Annotated in this window: 14 protein-coding genes; 11 read left to right on the forward strand and 3 right to left on the reverse strand. The window is 41.4% G+C overall.

Going from position 1 to position 14802, the window contains the following annotated elements; all coding sequences use genetic code 11:
* Positions 1-796: 796 nt before the first annotated feature.
* Both BLO53_RS11625 and BLO53_RS11630 read left to right on the forward strand, forming a co-directional pair.
* A complete protein-coding gene (locus BLO53_RS11625) occupies positions 797-2059 on the forward strand; it encodes a glycoside hydrolase family 3 N-terminal domain-containing protein (protein ID WP_092061747.1) in 1263 nt (420 codons plus the stop codon).
* A gap of 140 nt (positions 2060-2199) precedes the next feature.
* Complete coding sequence (locus BLO53_RS11630; RefSeq protein WP_051196728.1) at positions 2200-3081, forward strand: YitT family protein; 882 nt, start codon at positions 2200-2202, stop codon at positions 3079-3081.
* Positions 3082-3796: 715 nt separating this feature from the next.
* On the opposite strand, the gene BLO53_RS11635 is transcribed toward BLO53_RS11630, so the two are convergent.
* Together BLO53_RS11635 and BLO53_RS11640 are read right to left on the reverse strand one after the other, a co-directional pair.
* Positions 3797-4786, reverse strand: a complete 990-nt coding sequence (locus BLO53_RS11635; protein WP_092061750.1) for an AraC family transcriptional regulator — start codon at positions 4784-4786, stop codon at positions 3797-3799.
* Positions 4787-4838: 52 nt separating this feature from the next.
* Positions 4839-5723, reverse strand: coding sequence for an aldose 1-epimerase family protein (locus BLO53_RS11640; protein ID WP_092061752.1), 885 nt, complete (start codon positions 5721-5723; stop codon positions 4839-4841).
* Between the two features lie 219 nt (positions 5724-5942).
* Here BLO53_RS11640 and BLO53_RS11645 point away from each other — a divergent pair, with 219 nt between their 5' ends.
* The 4 genes from BLO53_RS11645 (at position 5943) to BLO53_RS11660 (ending at position 9859) form a co-directional block, all read left to right on the forward strand.
* The gene (locus tag BLO53_RS11645) at positions 5943-7193 is read left to right on the forward strand and encodes an L-rhamnose isomerase (protein ID WP_026488062.1); all 1251 of its coding nucleotides are present in this window, start codon (positions 5943-5945) and stop codon (positions 7191-7193) included.
* Between the two features lie 104 nt (positions 7194-7297).
* Positions 7298-8146, forward strand: coding sequence for a rhamnulose-1-phosphate aldolase (rhaD, locus tag BLO53_RS11650; RefSeq protein ID WP_092061755.1), 849 nt, complete (start codon positions 7298-7300; stop codon positions 8144-8146).
* A gap of 21 nt (positions 8147-8167) precedes the next feature.
* Positions 8168-9595 carry a rhamnulokinase gene (gene rhaB / locus BLO53_RS11655; protein ID WP_092061758.1) on the forward strand — a complete coding sequence of 476 codons (1428 nt, stop codon included), beginning with the start codon at positions 8168-8170 and terminating at the stop codon, positions 9593-9595.
* A 78-nt stretch (positions 9596-9673) separates the two neighbouring features.
* Entirely contained in the window at positions 9674-9859 is a 186-nt protein-coding gene (locus tag BLO53_RS11660) for a CooT family nickel-binding protein (RefSeq protein WP_092061761.1), read from the forward strand.
* A 66-nt stretch (positions 9860-9925) separates the two neighbouring features.
* Here the strand turns inward: BLO53_RS11660 and BLO53_RS11665 are convergent, their stop codons facing one another.
* Positions 9926-10174, reverse strand: coding sequence for a GlsB/YeaQ/YmgE family stress response membrane protein (locus BLO53_RS11665; protein ID WP_035789112.1), 249 nt, complete (start codon positions 10172-10174; stop codon positions 9926-9928).
* Positions 10175-10425: 251 nt separating this feature from the next.
* Between BLO53_RS11665 and BLO53_RS11670 the strand changes: the two genes are divergently transcribed.
* The 5 genes from BLO53_RS11670 to BLO53_RS11690 all read left to right on the forward strand — a co-directional run bounded on the left by BLO53_RS11670 (position 10426) and on the right by BLO53_RS11690 (position 14776).
* Positions 10426-11628: a 2-hydroxyacyl-CoA dehydratase family protein gene (locus BLO53_RS11670; protein ID WP_092061764.1), complete on the forward strand. Its 1203-nt coding sequence runs from the start codon at positions 10426-10428 to the stop codon at positions 11626-11628.
* A complete protein-coding gene (locus tag BLO53_RS11675) occupies positions 11625-13316 on the forward strand; it encodes a 2-hydroxyacyl-CoA dehydratase family protein (protein ID WP_092061767.1) in 1692 nt (563 codons plus the stop codon). The genes BLO53_RS11670 and BLO53_RS11675 overlap by 4 nt, the downstream gene beginning before the upstream one ends.
* 66 nt (positions 13317-13382) lie before the next feature.
* Positions 13383-13610, forward strand: coding sequence for a hypothetical protein (locus BLO53_RS11680; protein WP_026488055.1), 228 nt, complete (start codon positions 13383-13385; stop codon positions 13608-13610).
* A gap of 25 nt (positions 13611-13635) precedes the next feature.
* Entirely contained in the window at positions 13636-13977 is a 342-nt protein-coding gene (locus BLO53_RS11685; protein WP_092061770.1) for a hypothetical protein, read from the forward strand.
* Between the two features lie 37 nt (positions 13978-14014).
* Positions 14015-14776 (forward strand): ATP-binding protein, encoded by a 762-nt coding sequence (locus BLO53_RS11690; protein ID WP_092061773.1) that lies wholly within the window; start codon positions 14015-14017, stop codon positions 14774-14776.
* Positions 14777-14802 lie beyond the last annotated feature (26 nt).

Here is a 14802-nt window from a genome sequence, read left to right on the forward strand (position 1 = left end):
ATATTTTAAATTGTATATATTGAATATACAATTATAATAATTGAGAGATAATTAAACAATTACAACGCAATTATCAAATTAATCAAAAGATATTTTGAAAATGTATTGACAACTTAAAAGGGGTTGCATATAATAAAAGCATCTAAAGAAACAAAATACTTCTCCAAAGATAATCAGATCAATTGGAGAAAGAAAGGCAGGTACACTCCAAAGGGATAGTTAGTTAAAATATTCAGAGAAAGGATGGTACGGACCACCAAACTAAGAAGTTAGTAGTATAAAAGATTTTAAGTTTTGTTAGATCGGTTTTAAAAGAAATTAGAAGTAAGAATTAGAAGTAAGAATTAGAATTAAGAAAACAGCTATCGAGTACATGAAGAGTGGTAAGTGTAATATAAGTATCTTACAGCCACAGCATATGAATGCAAAAGTTAATGGAAAGAATAAGCTGAGAACTTGGAGGATCAGTCCATTGGACGAAATATTTGAAGTTAATATGTACTCGGCATAGGGCAGAAGCAGGTTATATCGATGAAGCTTCTGCCCTTGGTTTTTGTTCATTTTTATTTTTTTTGTTTTCTGTTTGTTATTGGAAACTGTCTGCTGGGCAATCAATCAAAAATCCCAAGAAATTGCATGTCTGGTTTGAACACTACACAATATATATGATAAAATTATGTTGGTGTCAAAAGAAATTATCGACACCTTAAGATAAGAAAAATACTGTAGGATCACAGGATTTATATAAGGCAAATGCCTTTATAAATATTGATGCCAGGATGCATCGGGGGAGAGTATGGGAAGATTAGAAGAACAGGATTTTGATGAAAAGAGGCTGGCTCGCAGACAGCGTAGGAAAAAGAGCCAGCTCATTGCATTTATATCATTATTTACATTTTTTGCTATAATCGTTATCTTAGTTTGTTTTGGAATAGGTGCAATTAAAAAGGTTATCGGAGAAAAGAAGGCTTTGCAGGAGCAAGCAGCTCTCGAAGCTTCTATAGAAAATGAAAATGTTGTGATAGAGACACCATCTGATGTGGAAGAGGAACCTGTAGAGATGTCAGAAAGCGATGTCCTTGAGGAAATAGTAAATGGATGTCTTAATGAACTGACATTGGAGGATAAGGTTGCAGGTTTATTTATGGTCACTCCTGAACAGCTTACAGGTGTAGAAACTGTAGTCAAGGCAGGGTCCAGTACTCAGGATGCGCTTTCTAAGTATTCTGTCTGCGGACTTGTATATTCACCTAAGAATCTGAAGTCACAGGAACAGGTATCTGAGATGATAAAGAGTACAAGGGATATGAGTAAATATCCTATTTTTGTAGCTCTAAAAGAGGATGGATCTTCAGAGGGAACTATTTCTGCATCTCTGGGCGGATTGGATATTCCTGAGATCAACAATTCTGATACCGCATATAGCGCTGGAACAAATATTGCAGCTGCTATGTTCAAATATGGCTTTAATTTTGATCTGGCTCCGAGTGTTGATGTTTCTGAGAACGGAAAATATGGAACTGATGCGGCATTGGTTTCAGATGTGACAGTTTCGTTTACCAATGCTTTAAGCGACAGTGGCATATTTGCCTGTCTGTACGATTTCCCGGCAAGTACTTCTGACAGCGAAATTACCAAAGATGAGCTGTCAGCAGGAAATTATAGTGTATATCAGAAGGCGATTGGAGATGGAAGTGTAAGCGCAGTAATGATGAGCAATGGCTCTTTTCCGGGACTTGTTTCTGTTGATACACCTGCTTCACTTTCTTATGAGATCATAGGGGGCGAACTCAGGAACAGCGTTGGATTTGATGGAGTTGTCATAACGGGTCCTCTTGATCAGGAGGCTATAACAAGTAAGTATTCATCTGCAGAGGCCGCAGTAAGTGCTATTGCTGCCGGAGCTGACATTATCTATCTTCCAGAGAATTTTGAAGAGGCATATCAGGGAGTTCTAGATGCTGTATCAAATGGGAAGATAACTGAGGAGAGAATAGACGAATCTCTTAAGAGAATTTATAGACTTAAGTATGCTGACAAGGTTGGCCAGACAAATTGAATAAATAATGTATAGAGCTTTATATTTTATGTATAAAGCTCTTCCTTATGTGATAAGTTCGTGATAGAATGAGATTTGCTTTTTCGCTTTGAGGCGAAAAAGTGTTGCATATTTATTAAGTATAGTGGGGAATTAGTAGTATGTCAGAGAGACAAAAAAAGATCGTATTTACTCTTAAAAAGGATCTCATACGTTTGATAGTTGTGCTGCTTGCGGCATTCCTTATGGCCATGAATATCCAGACCTTTATTAACGCAGGGGGACTTTATCCAGGTGGAGCGCAGGGGCTTACGATTATCATCATAAGAGTGGCGTCTAAGTTTTTTGGTATCAATATTCCATATACTCCGGTTAGTTTGATCCTGAATGCTATTCCTATCTATATAGGTTTTAGATTTATTGGAACCAAGTTTACTTTGTTTTCTCTTGTGATGGTTCTGGCAAACGGTGTGTTTGTCGATATGCTTCCTATTTATTCTGTTACACATGATCCGCTTCTGATTGCTGTATTTGGCGGTATTGTCAATGCAGTTGCTATTACAATGTGTCTGGACGTAGATGCGACCAGTGGTGGAACGGATTTCATTTCTATCTTTTTATCTCAGAAAAAGGGGATTGACGCGTTCCCAATAATCCTTGCGGGAAATGTAGTCCTTTTGACGATAGCGGGCCTTTTGTTTGGATGGGACAAGGCTCTTTATTCAATGATTTTCCAGTATGTATCAACTCAGACACTGCATGTTCTATACAGAACCTATCAGCAGAGAACTTTATTTATCATCACGGAGTATCCTGATGAAGTCTGCAAGCTTATATATGCCCAGTCTAGTCATGGTGCGACCTTGATAGATGGTGAGGGCTCCTACGGCCACAACAATAAGAAGATTGTTTACTCAATCGTAAGCGCAGCTGATACCAGAAAGCTAATCCCTCTGATAAAAGAGATCGATCCAAAGGCTTTCGTAAACTCCATCCGCACAGAAGAAGTCATGGGCAACTTCTACATGAAACCCCGCGACTAAGACTGCTTTGCCACCATTTTCAGTACATTAATATCCCCCTCCCCTCCGAGTAATTGTGTACGCTCATTCAGAAAGTTTTTTTCGTCGGTTTCAGTTCGGATATTCATGGACTTCTGGAAGGGGCATAAGAATTCTACGGTTCAAAACTCGCGCCAGGGCAGCGCTTGCGAGTCGTCCAGTTTCCTATGCGAGTCTTATCTGGCAAATGCAATTTTCTAATGTTTCCACAGCAGTTTTTCCCGCGCGTGCGAAGCGTTGTCTGAAGCAGGACGGAAAATACTTAACTTCATATGAAAATGCCATTTGGCGCACCGCGCCATAAAGAAATGAGGAATCAATTTCTCCAAGCTAGCTTGAGAAAATTGATTCCCCATTTCTTATAACGCCCGCTCTGCGGGCTATGGCATTTTCTGTTGTAATATTACTTTCCGTCCTGCAAGTTTACGCTGCAGCATGCGCATTGAAAGAAAAACTGCGGAAACATCTAAGAAAATCTGCATTTGTCAGTGACGAGCACTACGGGAACTGGCGTGAGTAAAAAGCTGCCACTTGGCGCTCAGACATGTTGAACCGAAGCAGAATTCTTATGCCCCTCCAGAAGTCTCATGAATCCCTCCTCCTTACGCAGACGAAAAAAACTTCCATGAATATCGCTCCCCACTTACTCGGAGTGGAGGGGACAGTTATGCACCGGCTGAAAATGGTGTGCGACAGCTTATTGATTGCTGATGCGGAAGTCGCGGGGGCTGCAGTCGTATTTGCGCCTGAAGAGGCGGTGGAAGAAGCTTGTGTTGTCATAACCTATGAGCACCGATATATCTGCAATAGATATGTCGGTGTTTTTTAGTAGCTCGCAGGCCTTGTTCAGGCGCTTGTTCTGGAGAAGCTCTTTGAAGGTGCTGCCGGTGGCTTTCTTGATGATGCGGCTAAGGGTGTATTCGTCTTCACCGATATCTTTTGCAAAAGAGCCAAGGCTTGCATCTTTGTACTCATCATCGATGTAGCGCAAAATCCGGAACATGACCTCCTGCTCGTAGGAGCGCCTTGATACGCGGATTGTATCAGTGTGCTGCAACAGGTTTAAGAAAAGAAGCCCCATCGTCACCTGATTTATCATCTTGTAATCACTGCCCCTGGAACTCTTTTCGTCTATCATATTGCAGATTAGATTCTCCATAAGGTTCTGAATCTGTGTGATTCCGGAAACATTAAAGTACAAAAAATTGCCTCCGATGTCTTTTTTAGTCAGGCAGCTTACAAGGAAATCCTTGAGAGCACTATCTTCGTGCTCTAGCATGGAAAATGGAGTCCCAAAAAAATCAGGAAGGATCATGAAGTTTACAGCTATATCATTTTCTCCTGCAGGGAGGATTTCCTGTCTGGCGTGCTGATTCATGAATAGAAGATCGCCCTTTTTGAGTGTAATGCGCTGTCCGTCAATTATGTGAACTGTTTCTCCCTGACACATATAGATAAATTCTACATAGTTGTGGGTGTGGAGAGGAAAGTGGACGAAACGCACATGGGGACGCATGTCTATCAGCTTGCCATCTGCAAGGACTCTGGCTGAGTCAATCTCATCGCCAGAGCCATCTTTCTTTTGACCACTGTAATAGAGCTCACGGTTGATATAGGGCTCTCCGCTTAATATGGCTTTTTCTTCATCTGTAATTGTACTTAGGATGTCTAGGATTTTCTGATTCATGTCTTGCTATTTTCCTACGTCTATAGTATGTACTTAGTTGTCTAATATATTCTCAATCTACTGTAATCTTGTAGGAGATGGTTCTGGATGAGCACGCTTCAAGGCGCTGAACACCATATTTTTCAGGAAGCTCACCTCTAAAGCCTTTGTTGTCACAACGGCCAATCCAAGGCTCAAGACATACGTAATGAGCTTCGGAAGAAGGCTTGGACCAAAGCCCAAAGGATGGAAATTCTTCACAATTCATGGTTATATAGGGCTTTCCATCTGGCGTGCACAGGCTCACTTCTCTTACTTGATTGTCGTCAAAGATAAGTGCATCCTTGTCAAAAATGTGTTCTGTAATATCAAGGTAACCGTCATTAAGAGGAAGAACAGTAGGATTTTCATGATCAACTTCTCTTGTTTCCTGGATAATAAGGACGTAGCTTAGTTCATTTTTATCCTTGAACTTAACCTTATAGTCAGTTCTTTTCTCGTTATCATTAATTGGGCATCTAAAGGCAGGGTGACCTCCTATTGAATAGAACATAGGCTCGTTTTCAGAACAGTTTTTAACTTCCCAAATAACGCTTATGCTGTTTGCTATGAGCTTGTGAGTTACTACAAGTTCAAAATCAAAGGGATACTTTTCAAGCGTCTGGCTAGTTGCCTTTAATTTGAAACTGATGCTGTCAGAAGTCTTACCTGCAAATTCAAAGTCCATGTCTCTTGCAAAGCCGTGAGAGGACATGTGGTAGGTCTTGCCATTGTATCTATATTCGTCGTTATAAACATTTCCTACAAATGGGAATAGAATTGGCGCATGCCTGTTCCAAAATGCTGGATCTGCCTGCCATAAAAGCTCTTTTTCTCTCTTTTTGTCATATATGCTGCTAAGCTCAGCACCGTGGTCAGAAACTGCAATTTTCAAAAATTCATTTTCAATGTATTCCATTTTATTAGCTCCTTTTTATGCAAACATCTGTGCCTCTCTATGATAATTGTATTCTTATGGCATTGCAAGAAAGGACGTAAAATTTGTTTTTTTTCGACCTTATCAGTATAAGGGCAGGAGTGTAAGGTAAATATATAAGCAAAATACTGGTTGTAAATATTTTTAAACGGCTATGTGTACGCGGTATCGTCTTCATAGCCATCATGAAAGGGGAAAACAATGACAGTAACAGAAAGATACGAAGATGCGAAAGCGCGCTATGCGAAAATTGGAGTTGATACAGACAAGGCACTTGATGCACTTTCCAAGATCAAGCTTTCAATGCACTGCTGGCAGGGGGATGATGTAATTGGTTTCGATCAGAAGGGACCTCTTACAGGCGGAATTCAGACAACAGGAAACTATCCATACAAGGCTACAACTCCAGAGGAGCTTATGGCTGATATGGACAAGACTTTTTCATATGTACCAGGTAAGCACAAGATAAATCTTCATGCTTCCTATGCAATTTTTGAAGATGGACAGTGGGCTGACAGAGATGAGCTTAAGCCTGAGCACTTTAAGAGATGGGCTGAGTATGCCAAGGAAAGAGGACTTGGCATTGACTTTAACCCTACATACTTTAGCCATCCCAAGTCAGAGGTGGCAACACTTTCATCAGCAGACGAGGAAATCAGACAGTTCTGGATCAGACATGGACAGGCCTGCATCAGAATTTCTGAGTATCTTGCAGAACAGACAGGCCAGACTTGTATGATGAATATCTGGATTCCTGATGGACTTAAGGATATTCCTGGTGACAGAAAGGCTCCAAGAGCAAGACTCAAGGACTCTCTTGATCAGATTCTTTCTATTGACTATGACAAGAGCAAGGTTGCGGTTGCTGTTGAGTCCAAGGTATTTGGTATCGGTGAAGAATCCTACACAGTAGGAAGCCATGAGTTTTATATGAACTATGCAGCACAGAAAGGAATTATGTGCCTTATCGATACAGGCCACTTCCATCCAACAGAGAACGTTGCAGATAAGTTATCTTCAATGCTTCTTTTCAATGACAAGATGGCTCTCCACGTATCACGTCCAGTTCGCTGGGATTCAGACCATGTTGTGATCTTCAATGATGATGCAAGAGATCTTGCACAGGAAATCGTAAGAAACGGCGCTGACAGATTCTACATCGGTATGGATTACTTTGATGCCAGCATCAATAGAATCTCTGCATGGACAAACGGAATGAGAAATTTCCTTAAGGCTCTCATGTATGCTGAACTCCAGCCAATGGATAAGCTTACACAGCTTCAGGATTCATGCAACTTCACAGAGCTTATGTCACTTAACGAGCAGCTCAAGATGATGCCTTTTGGGGATGTATGGGATTACTACTGTGAAAAGAACGGTGTAGCACTTGAAGGCGACTGGTTTGCTGATTGCGCTCAGTATGAGAAGGATGTTCTGTCAAAGCGTGGCTAATAGTACCATAAAAGGACAGACCAAAAAAAACAATAGAATTAATTAGCAAAAAGATAAGTGATGGCAAGAAATGCCACATTTATAGATGTAAGGAGAAATAGGAAATGAAAGTATTAGATGCTAAATTTGCAAAGGGATTCTGCCGCCTCTGTGTTGACGGCTTTTATCAGGGATGGCACGAGAGAAACGGCGGAAACTTAAGCTATAGAATCAAGGATGAAGAAATTTCATCTGTACAGGATGACCTTGATGAGTCAGGTGAGTGGAAGGAGATTGGTACAACAGTCACAGATCTTGCCGGCGAATATTTCATGGTTACAGGCTCTGGCAAATATTTTAGAAATGTAGAGATAGATCCAGCAGCCAATGTTTGTATTATCAAGGTTGATGATAAGGGTGAGAACTACAAAATCGTTTGGGGCCTTGTAGAGGGCGGAAGACCAACATCTGAGCTTCCTTCACACCTTATGAACCTCGAAGTTTGCAAAAAGCGTGATCCTCAGATCCGCGTCGTATATCACTGTCACCCGGCTAACACAATTGCTCTTACCTTTGTGCTTCCTCTTGATGGCAAGGTGTTTACAAGAGAAATCTGGGAGATGGCTACAGAGTGTCCAATCGTATTTCCAGAGGGAATCGGCATTGTGCCTTGGATGGTCCCAGGAGGAAAAGAGATTGCTGTTGCCACATCAGAGATCATGAAGAGACAGGATGTTGCTATCTGGGCTCATCACGGAATGTTTGCCTGCGGAACAGACTTTGACATCACATTTGGTCTTATGCATACAGTAGAAAAGGCTGCAGAGATCCTTGTTAAGGTAATGTCCATGACAGATAAAAAGAGACAGACAATACAGCCAGATGATTTCCGTGCCCTCAATGCACCATTTGGTGTAAACATCTCAGAGGAATTCCTGTATGATAAAAAATCCGATATCATCGGGGAATATTGATTGTAAACTGGGGGAAGAAAAATGAAATATTACCTAGCAGTTGATATAGGCGCTTCTTCCGGCCGACATATCCTTGCACATATGGAGGATGGCAAGATAGTTCTTGAAGAGGTGTACCGTTTTTACAATGGAATGGACCAAAAGGATGGACACCAGGTATGGGATACAGACAGACTCTTTTCTGAAATCCTTGAGGGAATGAAGAAGTGTAAAGAACTTGGAAAGATACCTGCTACCATGGGAATTGATACCTGGGGTGTTGACTATGTTCTACTTGATAAGGATGACCAGAAGATCGGTGATTGCATTGCCTATAGAGATGGCAGAACAGAGGGTATGGATAACGAGGTATATAAGATTATTTCTGAGGAAGATCTTTATTCAAGGACTGGTATTCAGAAGGCTATCTTTAATACTATCTATCAGCTCATGTCAACCAAGGCAAGAAACCCTGAAAAGCTTGAGAAAGCAAGGACATTTTTGATGGTTCCTGACTATTTCCATTTTCTTTTGACAGGTGTTCGCAAGCAGGAGTACACAAACGCTTCTACGACTCAGCTTTTAAATGCCAAGACCTGCGACTGGGATCACGAACTTATAAATAAACTGGGGTATCCTGATGAGCTCTTTGGAGAACTTTCTATGCCTGGAACAGTAGTAGGACCTATAAAAAAAGAAATTGAGGCCAAGGTGGGATATAGCTGCAATGTGGTCCTTCCTGCAACTCACGACACAGGCTCAGCTGTAATGAGTGTTCCGGCTACAGGAGATAATACACTGTATATTTCATCAGGAACCTGGTCACTTATGGGATGCGAGCTGGAAGAGGCTAATTGCACTCAGGAAGCAAGAAAGGCCAACTTTACTAATGAAGGTGGCTACCAGCACAGATACAGATTCCTTAAAAATATCATGGGCCTTTGGATGATCCAGTCAGTTAAAAAGGAATTTGAAGAAGGCTATGATTTTGATGGAAAGACCGGGGATGAAGATTTCTCTTTTGCAAGTCTCTGCGACAGAGCATCTCTCGAGACAATAGATTCTGTTGTTCCTGCTAATGATGGAAGATTCCTTAATCCTGATTCAATGGTAAAAGAGGTCCAGAAAGCCTGCCAGGAATCAGGCCAGCAGGTGCCACAAACTCCTTGGGAGCTTGCACGAGTAATCTATAGAAGTCTTGCCGTGTGCTACAAAGAGGCTACTGAGGAAATAGAAAAAATAACAGGCAAGCACTTTGATAGCATCAACATTGTTGGTGGCGGGTCAAATGCTGTTTACCTCAATGAATTAACTGCTGCAGAAACAAAGAGGCGCGTTTATGCAGGACCAGGCGAAGCTACAGCAATTGGTAACATCGGAGCACAAATGCTTGCTGATGGAGTATTTTTTGACCTGAATGATTTCAGGAAGTGTGTCTTTGACTCTTTTGGTGTGGTAGAATATAAATGATATAGGTGGCAAGGCCTAAGATAGAGAAGGTTATGGGCAATGCATATATCAATCTTATGATACTGGGAGGTAGCACATATGTGTCTTTCAACAGCAGTAAGAGCGGACAATCCGGATGAGATTTTGATGGAGTATGTTCAATCACTTTCTATAGATGGGGAATTGATAACGCTTGTTGATCTCATGGGTGAAAAGAAGGTTGTAAGAGGGAATCTGACCTTTGCAGACCTTACAGGCGCAGTCCTTAAGATTGACTGCAAATGATGTAAAATAAAAGATCCTGAAGTAGAGCAGATAAAAAGCTATACTTCAGGATCTTTTTTATTACAGTTATTTAAGCAGAGCGCGTCCTGCAAAGATTACAATGCAAGAACCGATAACGCCAACAATAAGGTTTCCGATAATGCCGCTTCCGTGGATGCCTACAAGTCCAAGAACGAGGTTTCCTACGAAACCACCGATGACACCAAGAATGATGTTCTTTAAAAGACCACCTTTATTGTTCATGAATTTTCCTGCAAGCCATCCTGCAAGAGCACCGATTATAAGTCCTGTTATAAGGCCCATTCCATTTATCATTTTGCTTACCCCTTTCTTTTTTCATAGAAATGAGTATATCATAATACTCAGATGATGTAATCCAAATACTTATTTTTATCCGGTAAAAATCGCTATGTTTTCCTTGATTTTTTTTACAAAAAATGTAACAAAAAATTAAATAAAATTTGGGTTAAAGTTTTGGGGCTTTTGTGCTATTATTATGAATGTGTAAGGCAGAAACAATAATACACGATCTAATATTCTAATAATAAATGGGGGGAGAATTTCATATGAAAGATCTCGTGCACATTTTTGAGCTCGAGGACTTACTACAGGAAGCAAATAATGCGCTTATTCGCCAGGCTAAGGCTGACGGTAAGCGTGTTTTAGGCTATACATGTTATTTCATGCCAGAAGTTTTACTGGATTTGCCTGGCTGCGTTTCCTGTCGTCTTCGTGCACCTCGCAGCACTTCACCAGACATGGCAACATATTATATGTCTAACCGTACTTGTATGTACGGAAGATGTCTTTTGGAAAGAGCCTTAGAAGGAGGCTTTAATTTCCTTGACGCTGAAATGGCTACTGAAACCTGCACTGTTACGTGCCGTTTCCAGGAGCATTTACAGATGATGGATATCATTCAGAATCCTGATTTCTTCTGTGAATTCACAGATGTTCCATTCAAGAAAAATGACAATTCAATAGACCACTTTGAGACTCAGCTTAAGGCTCATGTCCTTGATAAACTCAAGGAACACTTTGGAATTGATACTAGTGATGCAGCTCTTTTAAAGGCCATAGAAGAGCACAATGAAATCTGCAGACTTATAACTGAGATCGGTAGCTACAGAAAGCTTGATGAGCCTACTATTACAGGCACAGAGTTCTCTATAATCATGCTTGCAACTCTGGTTTGCCCTAAATACCTGATAATTGACAAACTCCGCGATATTGCTGAAGAGCTCAAGACCAGAAAGCCAGATGCCAAGAAGAACTACAGATGTAAGGTAGTTCTTGCAGGGTCAGAGGAAGATGATCCTAATTTCGTCAAGCTCATCGAAGAGTGCGGAGCTCTGGTTGTGGCTGACAGACACTGCTACGGATCACTTCCTGGAAGAGAGGAGATTGTTGTAAGAGAAGGCGAGACACCACTTCGTGCAATTGCCCGTCACTACCTTGAGACCAGCCAGTGCCCAAGATTTATGGATCAGCACGTGATGAGAGAGCGCAAGCAGCATCTTGCAGATATTGTAAAAGAGTATAAGGCAGACGGAATCGTTATTTCACAGATGAAGTTCTGCGAGTACTGGAGCTATGAGCGTACTATCGACACCCTTATCTTCCCAAGAGATTTTGGTATTCCAGTATGTTCTATAGAAAAAGAGTACGTCAACAATGCCGTTGGACAGCTTCGTACCAGATTCCAGGCCTTTGTTGAGAGTATAGAGCTTAAGCACATTCAGAATGCGCAGAAGGGAGTAACAGCATGAAGCTTAATATGAAAGATATTAAGGCCAAGTACAGAGAGCTTTTTGTTGTAGAGAAGGCTCCTGAAGATAAGAATAAGCCTAAAGATATCAAGAAAATGGCCAGAGATTTCTGGTATGGTAAGCCTCACGAAGAGAGAAGACTTGGTGATCTCTATGTAGGAGATACAGGTCTTTACAAACACCGTGAGTGGCGTGGACTTCCAGATACCATGTACTATTTTAACATGGTATGGCTTTATAACTACGCTCACATGGTAACAGACATCATCAAATACGGCGATGGCCCAATGGGACTTATTGACTTTGCCAAGGGAACCATGAGATATCGCTGGATGGGACAGACATATCTTACTGTTATGCACTGGTTTGACAGAGGCATGGAGGGTATGCGTGGAGAGGCTATGAAGGCCTCTGCCTGGCATTATCGCGGAATGGTAAGTGAGACCATCCGTCAGTTCCAGGAAATGTTTATTGCAGACAAGAAGATGCATGGTGGCAAAGAAGGCAAGCACTATGACAAGAATATTGCCCACAACGAGACTGTTGGAGGAAGCTTCTTTTATCCATTCAGAGGACAGCTTGAGGACATCCCTCTTGAGATGATCCCATACTTTGTATCAGTTCACGTTAATAGCCATACAGTTCTTAACTATATTGATGCAGCTCAGTCCATAGGACTTCCTTCAGATCCATGTCCTATGTGCCAGGCTGAATATGGACTTTTTGTTCATGACGATTATCCTGATTTTGCGCCTGCAATGGTTACTACCAATGAGGCTTGCGATGGATCAGTTGCTACTAGTGTTTTACAGGACTGGTTCCTTGATCGTCCTCTTTATGCACTTCCTCAGCCTATGAGATATGATGATCCTCTTGTTCAGAAGAATCATCAGAAAGAGATTGAGCAGTGCTGGAAGTTCATAGAAGACCAGTACGGCGTTAAATTTGACTGGGATACTTATGTCAAGACTGCGCAGTCCTTTAACAAGCTTACAGAGTTTGAATGGGAAAAATGGGACGTTGCAGCCAATACTCCATATTATCCTATTAGTGGCGTAGCACAGGCTCTGTACCGTATCTACTATTCACAGGACGGTGACAGACCAATCTGGCACGAGATGGATGAGCACGTCAGGAAAATCATGAACAAGACAGTCAAGAACAAGATTGAGACCTTCCCTAAGACAAGACACCGTGCCATCGCATGGAGCTGCGCACCACTTTATTATTCACACTGGTGCACATGGGCTTACAACTGCTGGGGTATCAACTGCGTCATCAACATGGATTCACTTATGTTTGACCAGTATCTTAGAACTGATACTTATGAGAATGCTCTTGAGGATCTGTCCTGGATGAATGAGAAGGCTCCTATGAGAGCAATGGCTGTAGGCGGACAAGAGCATATTCTTTCACTGTTTGACTATATGGAACGCTTTAACTGCGATATGGTAATCATGTATGACCAGCTTCAGTGTAAGGGAATGCAGGGAATCCACGGTGTATTCGAGGATGAGTTCAGAAAGCGTAATATTCATGCTATCTGGGTTCCACATGCTCTTCCTGATAAGAGAACAGTATCGAGAAAAGAAATCAGAAAGATCATAAGCGACTACATGACAACAGTTATGCATGAGGAGCCACTTGATCCAACACTGGTTGAATTCGACGACGACAAGAGCTGGTAATAGGTTTTACTGCCAGCAGTTACGTATTATTAGGTAATTAGGAATATATACAGGAAAGGATATAAGATGAAAGGATTTTTAAGATTCTTAAAGAAGCTTTTTGGAATCTGTGCAGTAATATACGGCATTCTCTTTGTTGTTTTTTACTGGGATCTTGATGGCAAGTTCATGTATTACATCTGGGAGCCATTCATGGTAAAGAGATTCGACAATATGAAACGCGAAGACAACACAAAGATTCCATACATGAAAAAAGATATTCTTGAGCCAAGAGAGTATACAGAGATTTATTAAAATCTATTTTTTTAGAGAGGCTGAAATGTCAGAACATACACATACATACACACATACTCATGAACATGATGGCCATGAGCATGAACACGAGCATAGTTATACCCACGATCACGAATGCGAGGGTAAGCACGACCACGAGCATCATGATCATCACCATGACCACGGCGCCATAGATTCTCCTGAGAAATTAAAGGCTCTTTTAGATCACATGCATCAGCACAATGTGCATCACACAGAGGAACTACACGGAGTGGCACATGCTCTTTCTGATCAGGGTAAGGCTGAGCTTTCAGAAAAGATCCATGAAGCTATGCGTTTTTATGATCAGGGCAACGACCTTCTTGCAGAGGTCTTAAAAAGTCTCTGATAAAAAGGAAACAATTATAAGGTATTAGGTTTAATAAATGGGAAAAGATACAAAGATCATAGCGCTTACAGGTAAGGGCGGAGTAGGTAAGACTTCTCTTTCTGCCTCTATCGTGCGCATACTTACGGAAGAACATCCGGATAAAAAGATTCTGGCAATTGACGCAGACCCTGCTGTGGGACTGTCAGTTGCTCTTGGAGTTAAACCTGAGCTTACACTTGATGAGATCAGGAAAAAGGTTGCAGAGGATGTAACTGGCAAGTTAAAAGACACACAGGACATCCTGGCAGAAGCTAAATTCCAGCTCTACGACACAATGGTTGAGAAAAACGGATTTGCCTTCCTTGCAATTGGAAGACCTGAATCAGCTGGATGTTACTGCGCGATCAATACTTATCTGCGCAAAGTTATTGAAATGCTTGTTGATGATTTTGATTATGTAGTAATTGACGGCGAGGCAGGAATTGAGCAGATCAACAGAAGAGTTCTTGAAAAAGTAACTCATCTTATCTGCGTGTCGGATCAGAGCCGTAAGGGGCTTCAGATCATTGAGACCATTAAAAATGTTGCGGATGAACTTGTTATGTATGACAAGATTGGTCTTATTGTAAACAGAGCACCACTTCCAGAAAAGATCGAGGGTGAGGAAATTGGAGGTGTTCCAGTGATCTCAGTCATAAAGCAGGACGATGCAATGACAGAAAATGACATTGAAGGAAACAGCGTCTTTGAACTTCCTTCTGATACCATCATCCTAAAGGGTGCCAAAGAGGCCCTTAAGAAGCTGGAAGTTATTTAAGAGAAATACATAAGTAAAAATATTAA

This window comes from Butyrivibrio sp. INlla14, assembly GCF_900102515.1.
Taxonomy (GTDB): domain Bacteria; phylum Bacillota; class Clostridia; order Lachnospirales; family Lachnospiraceae; genus Butyrivibrio.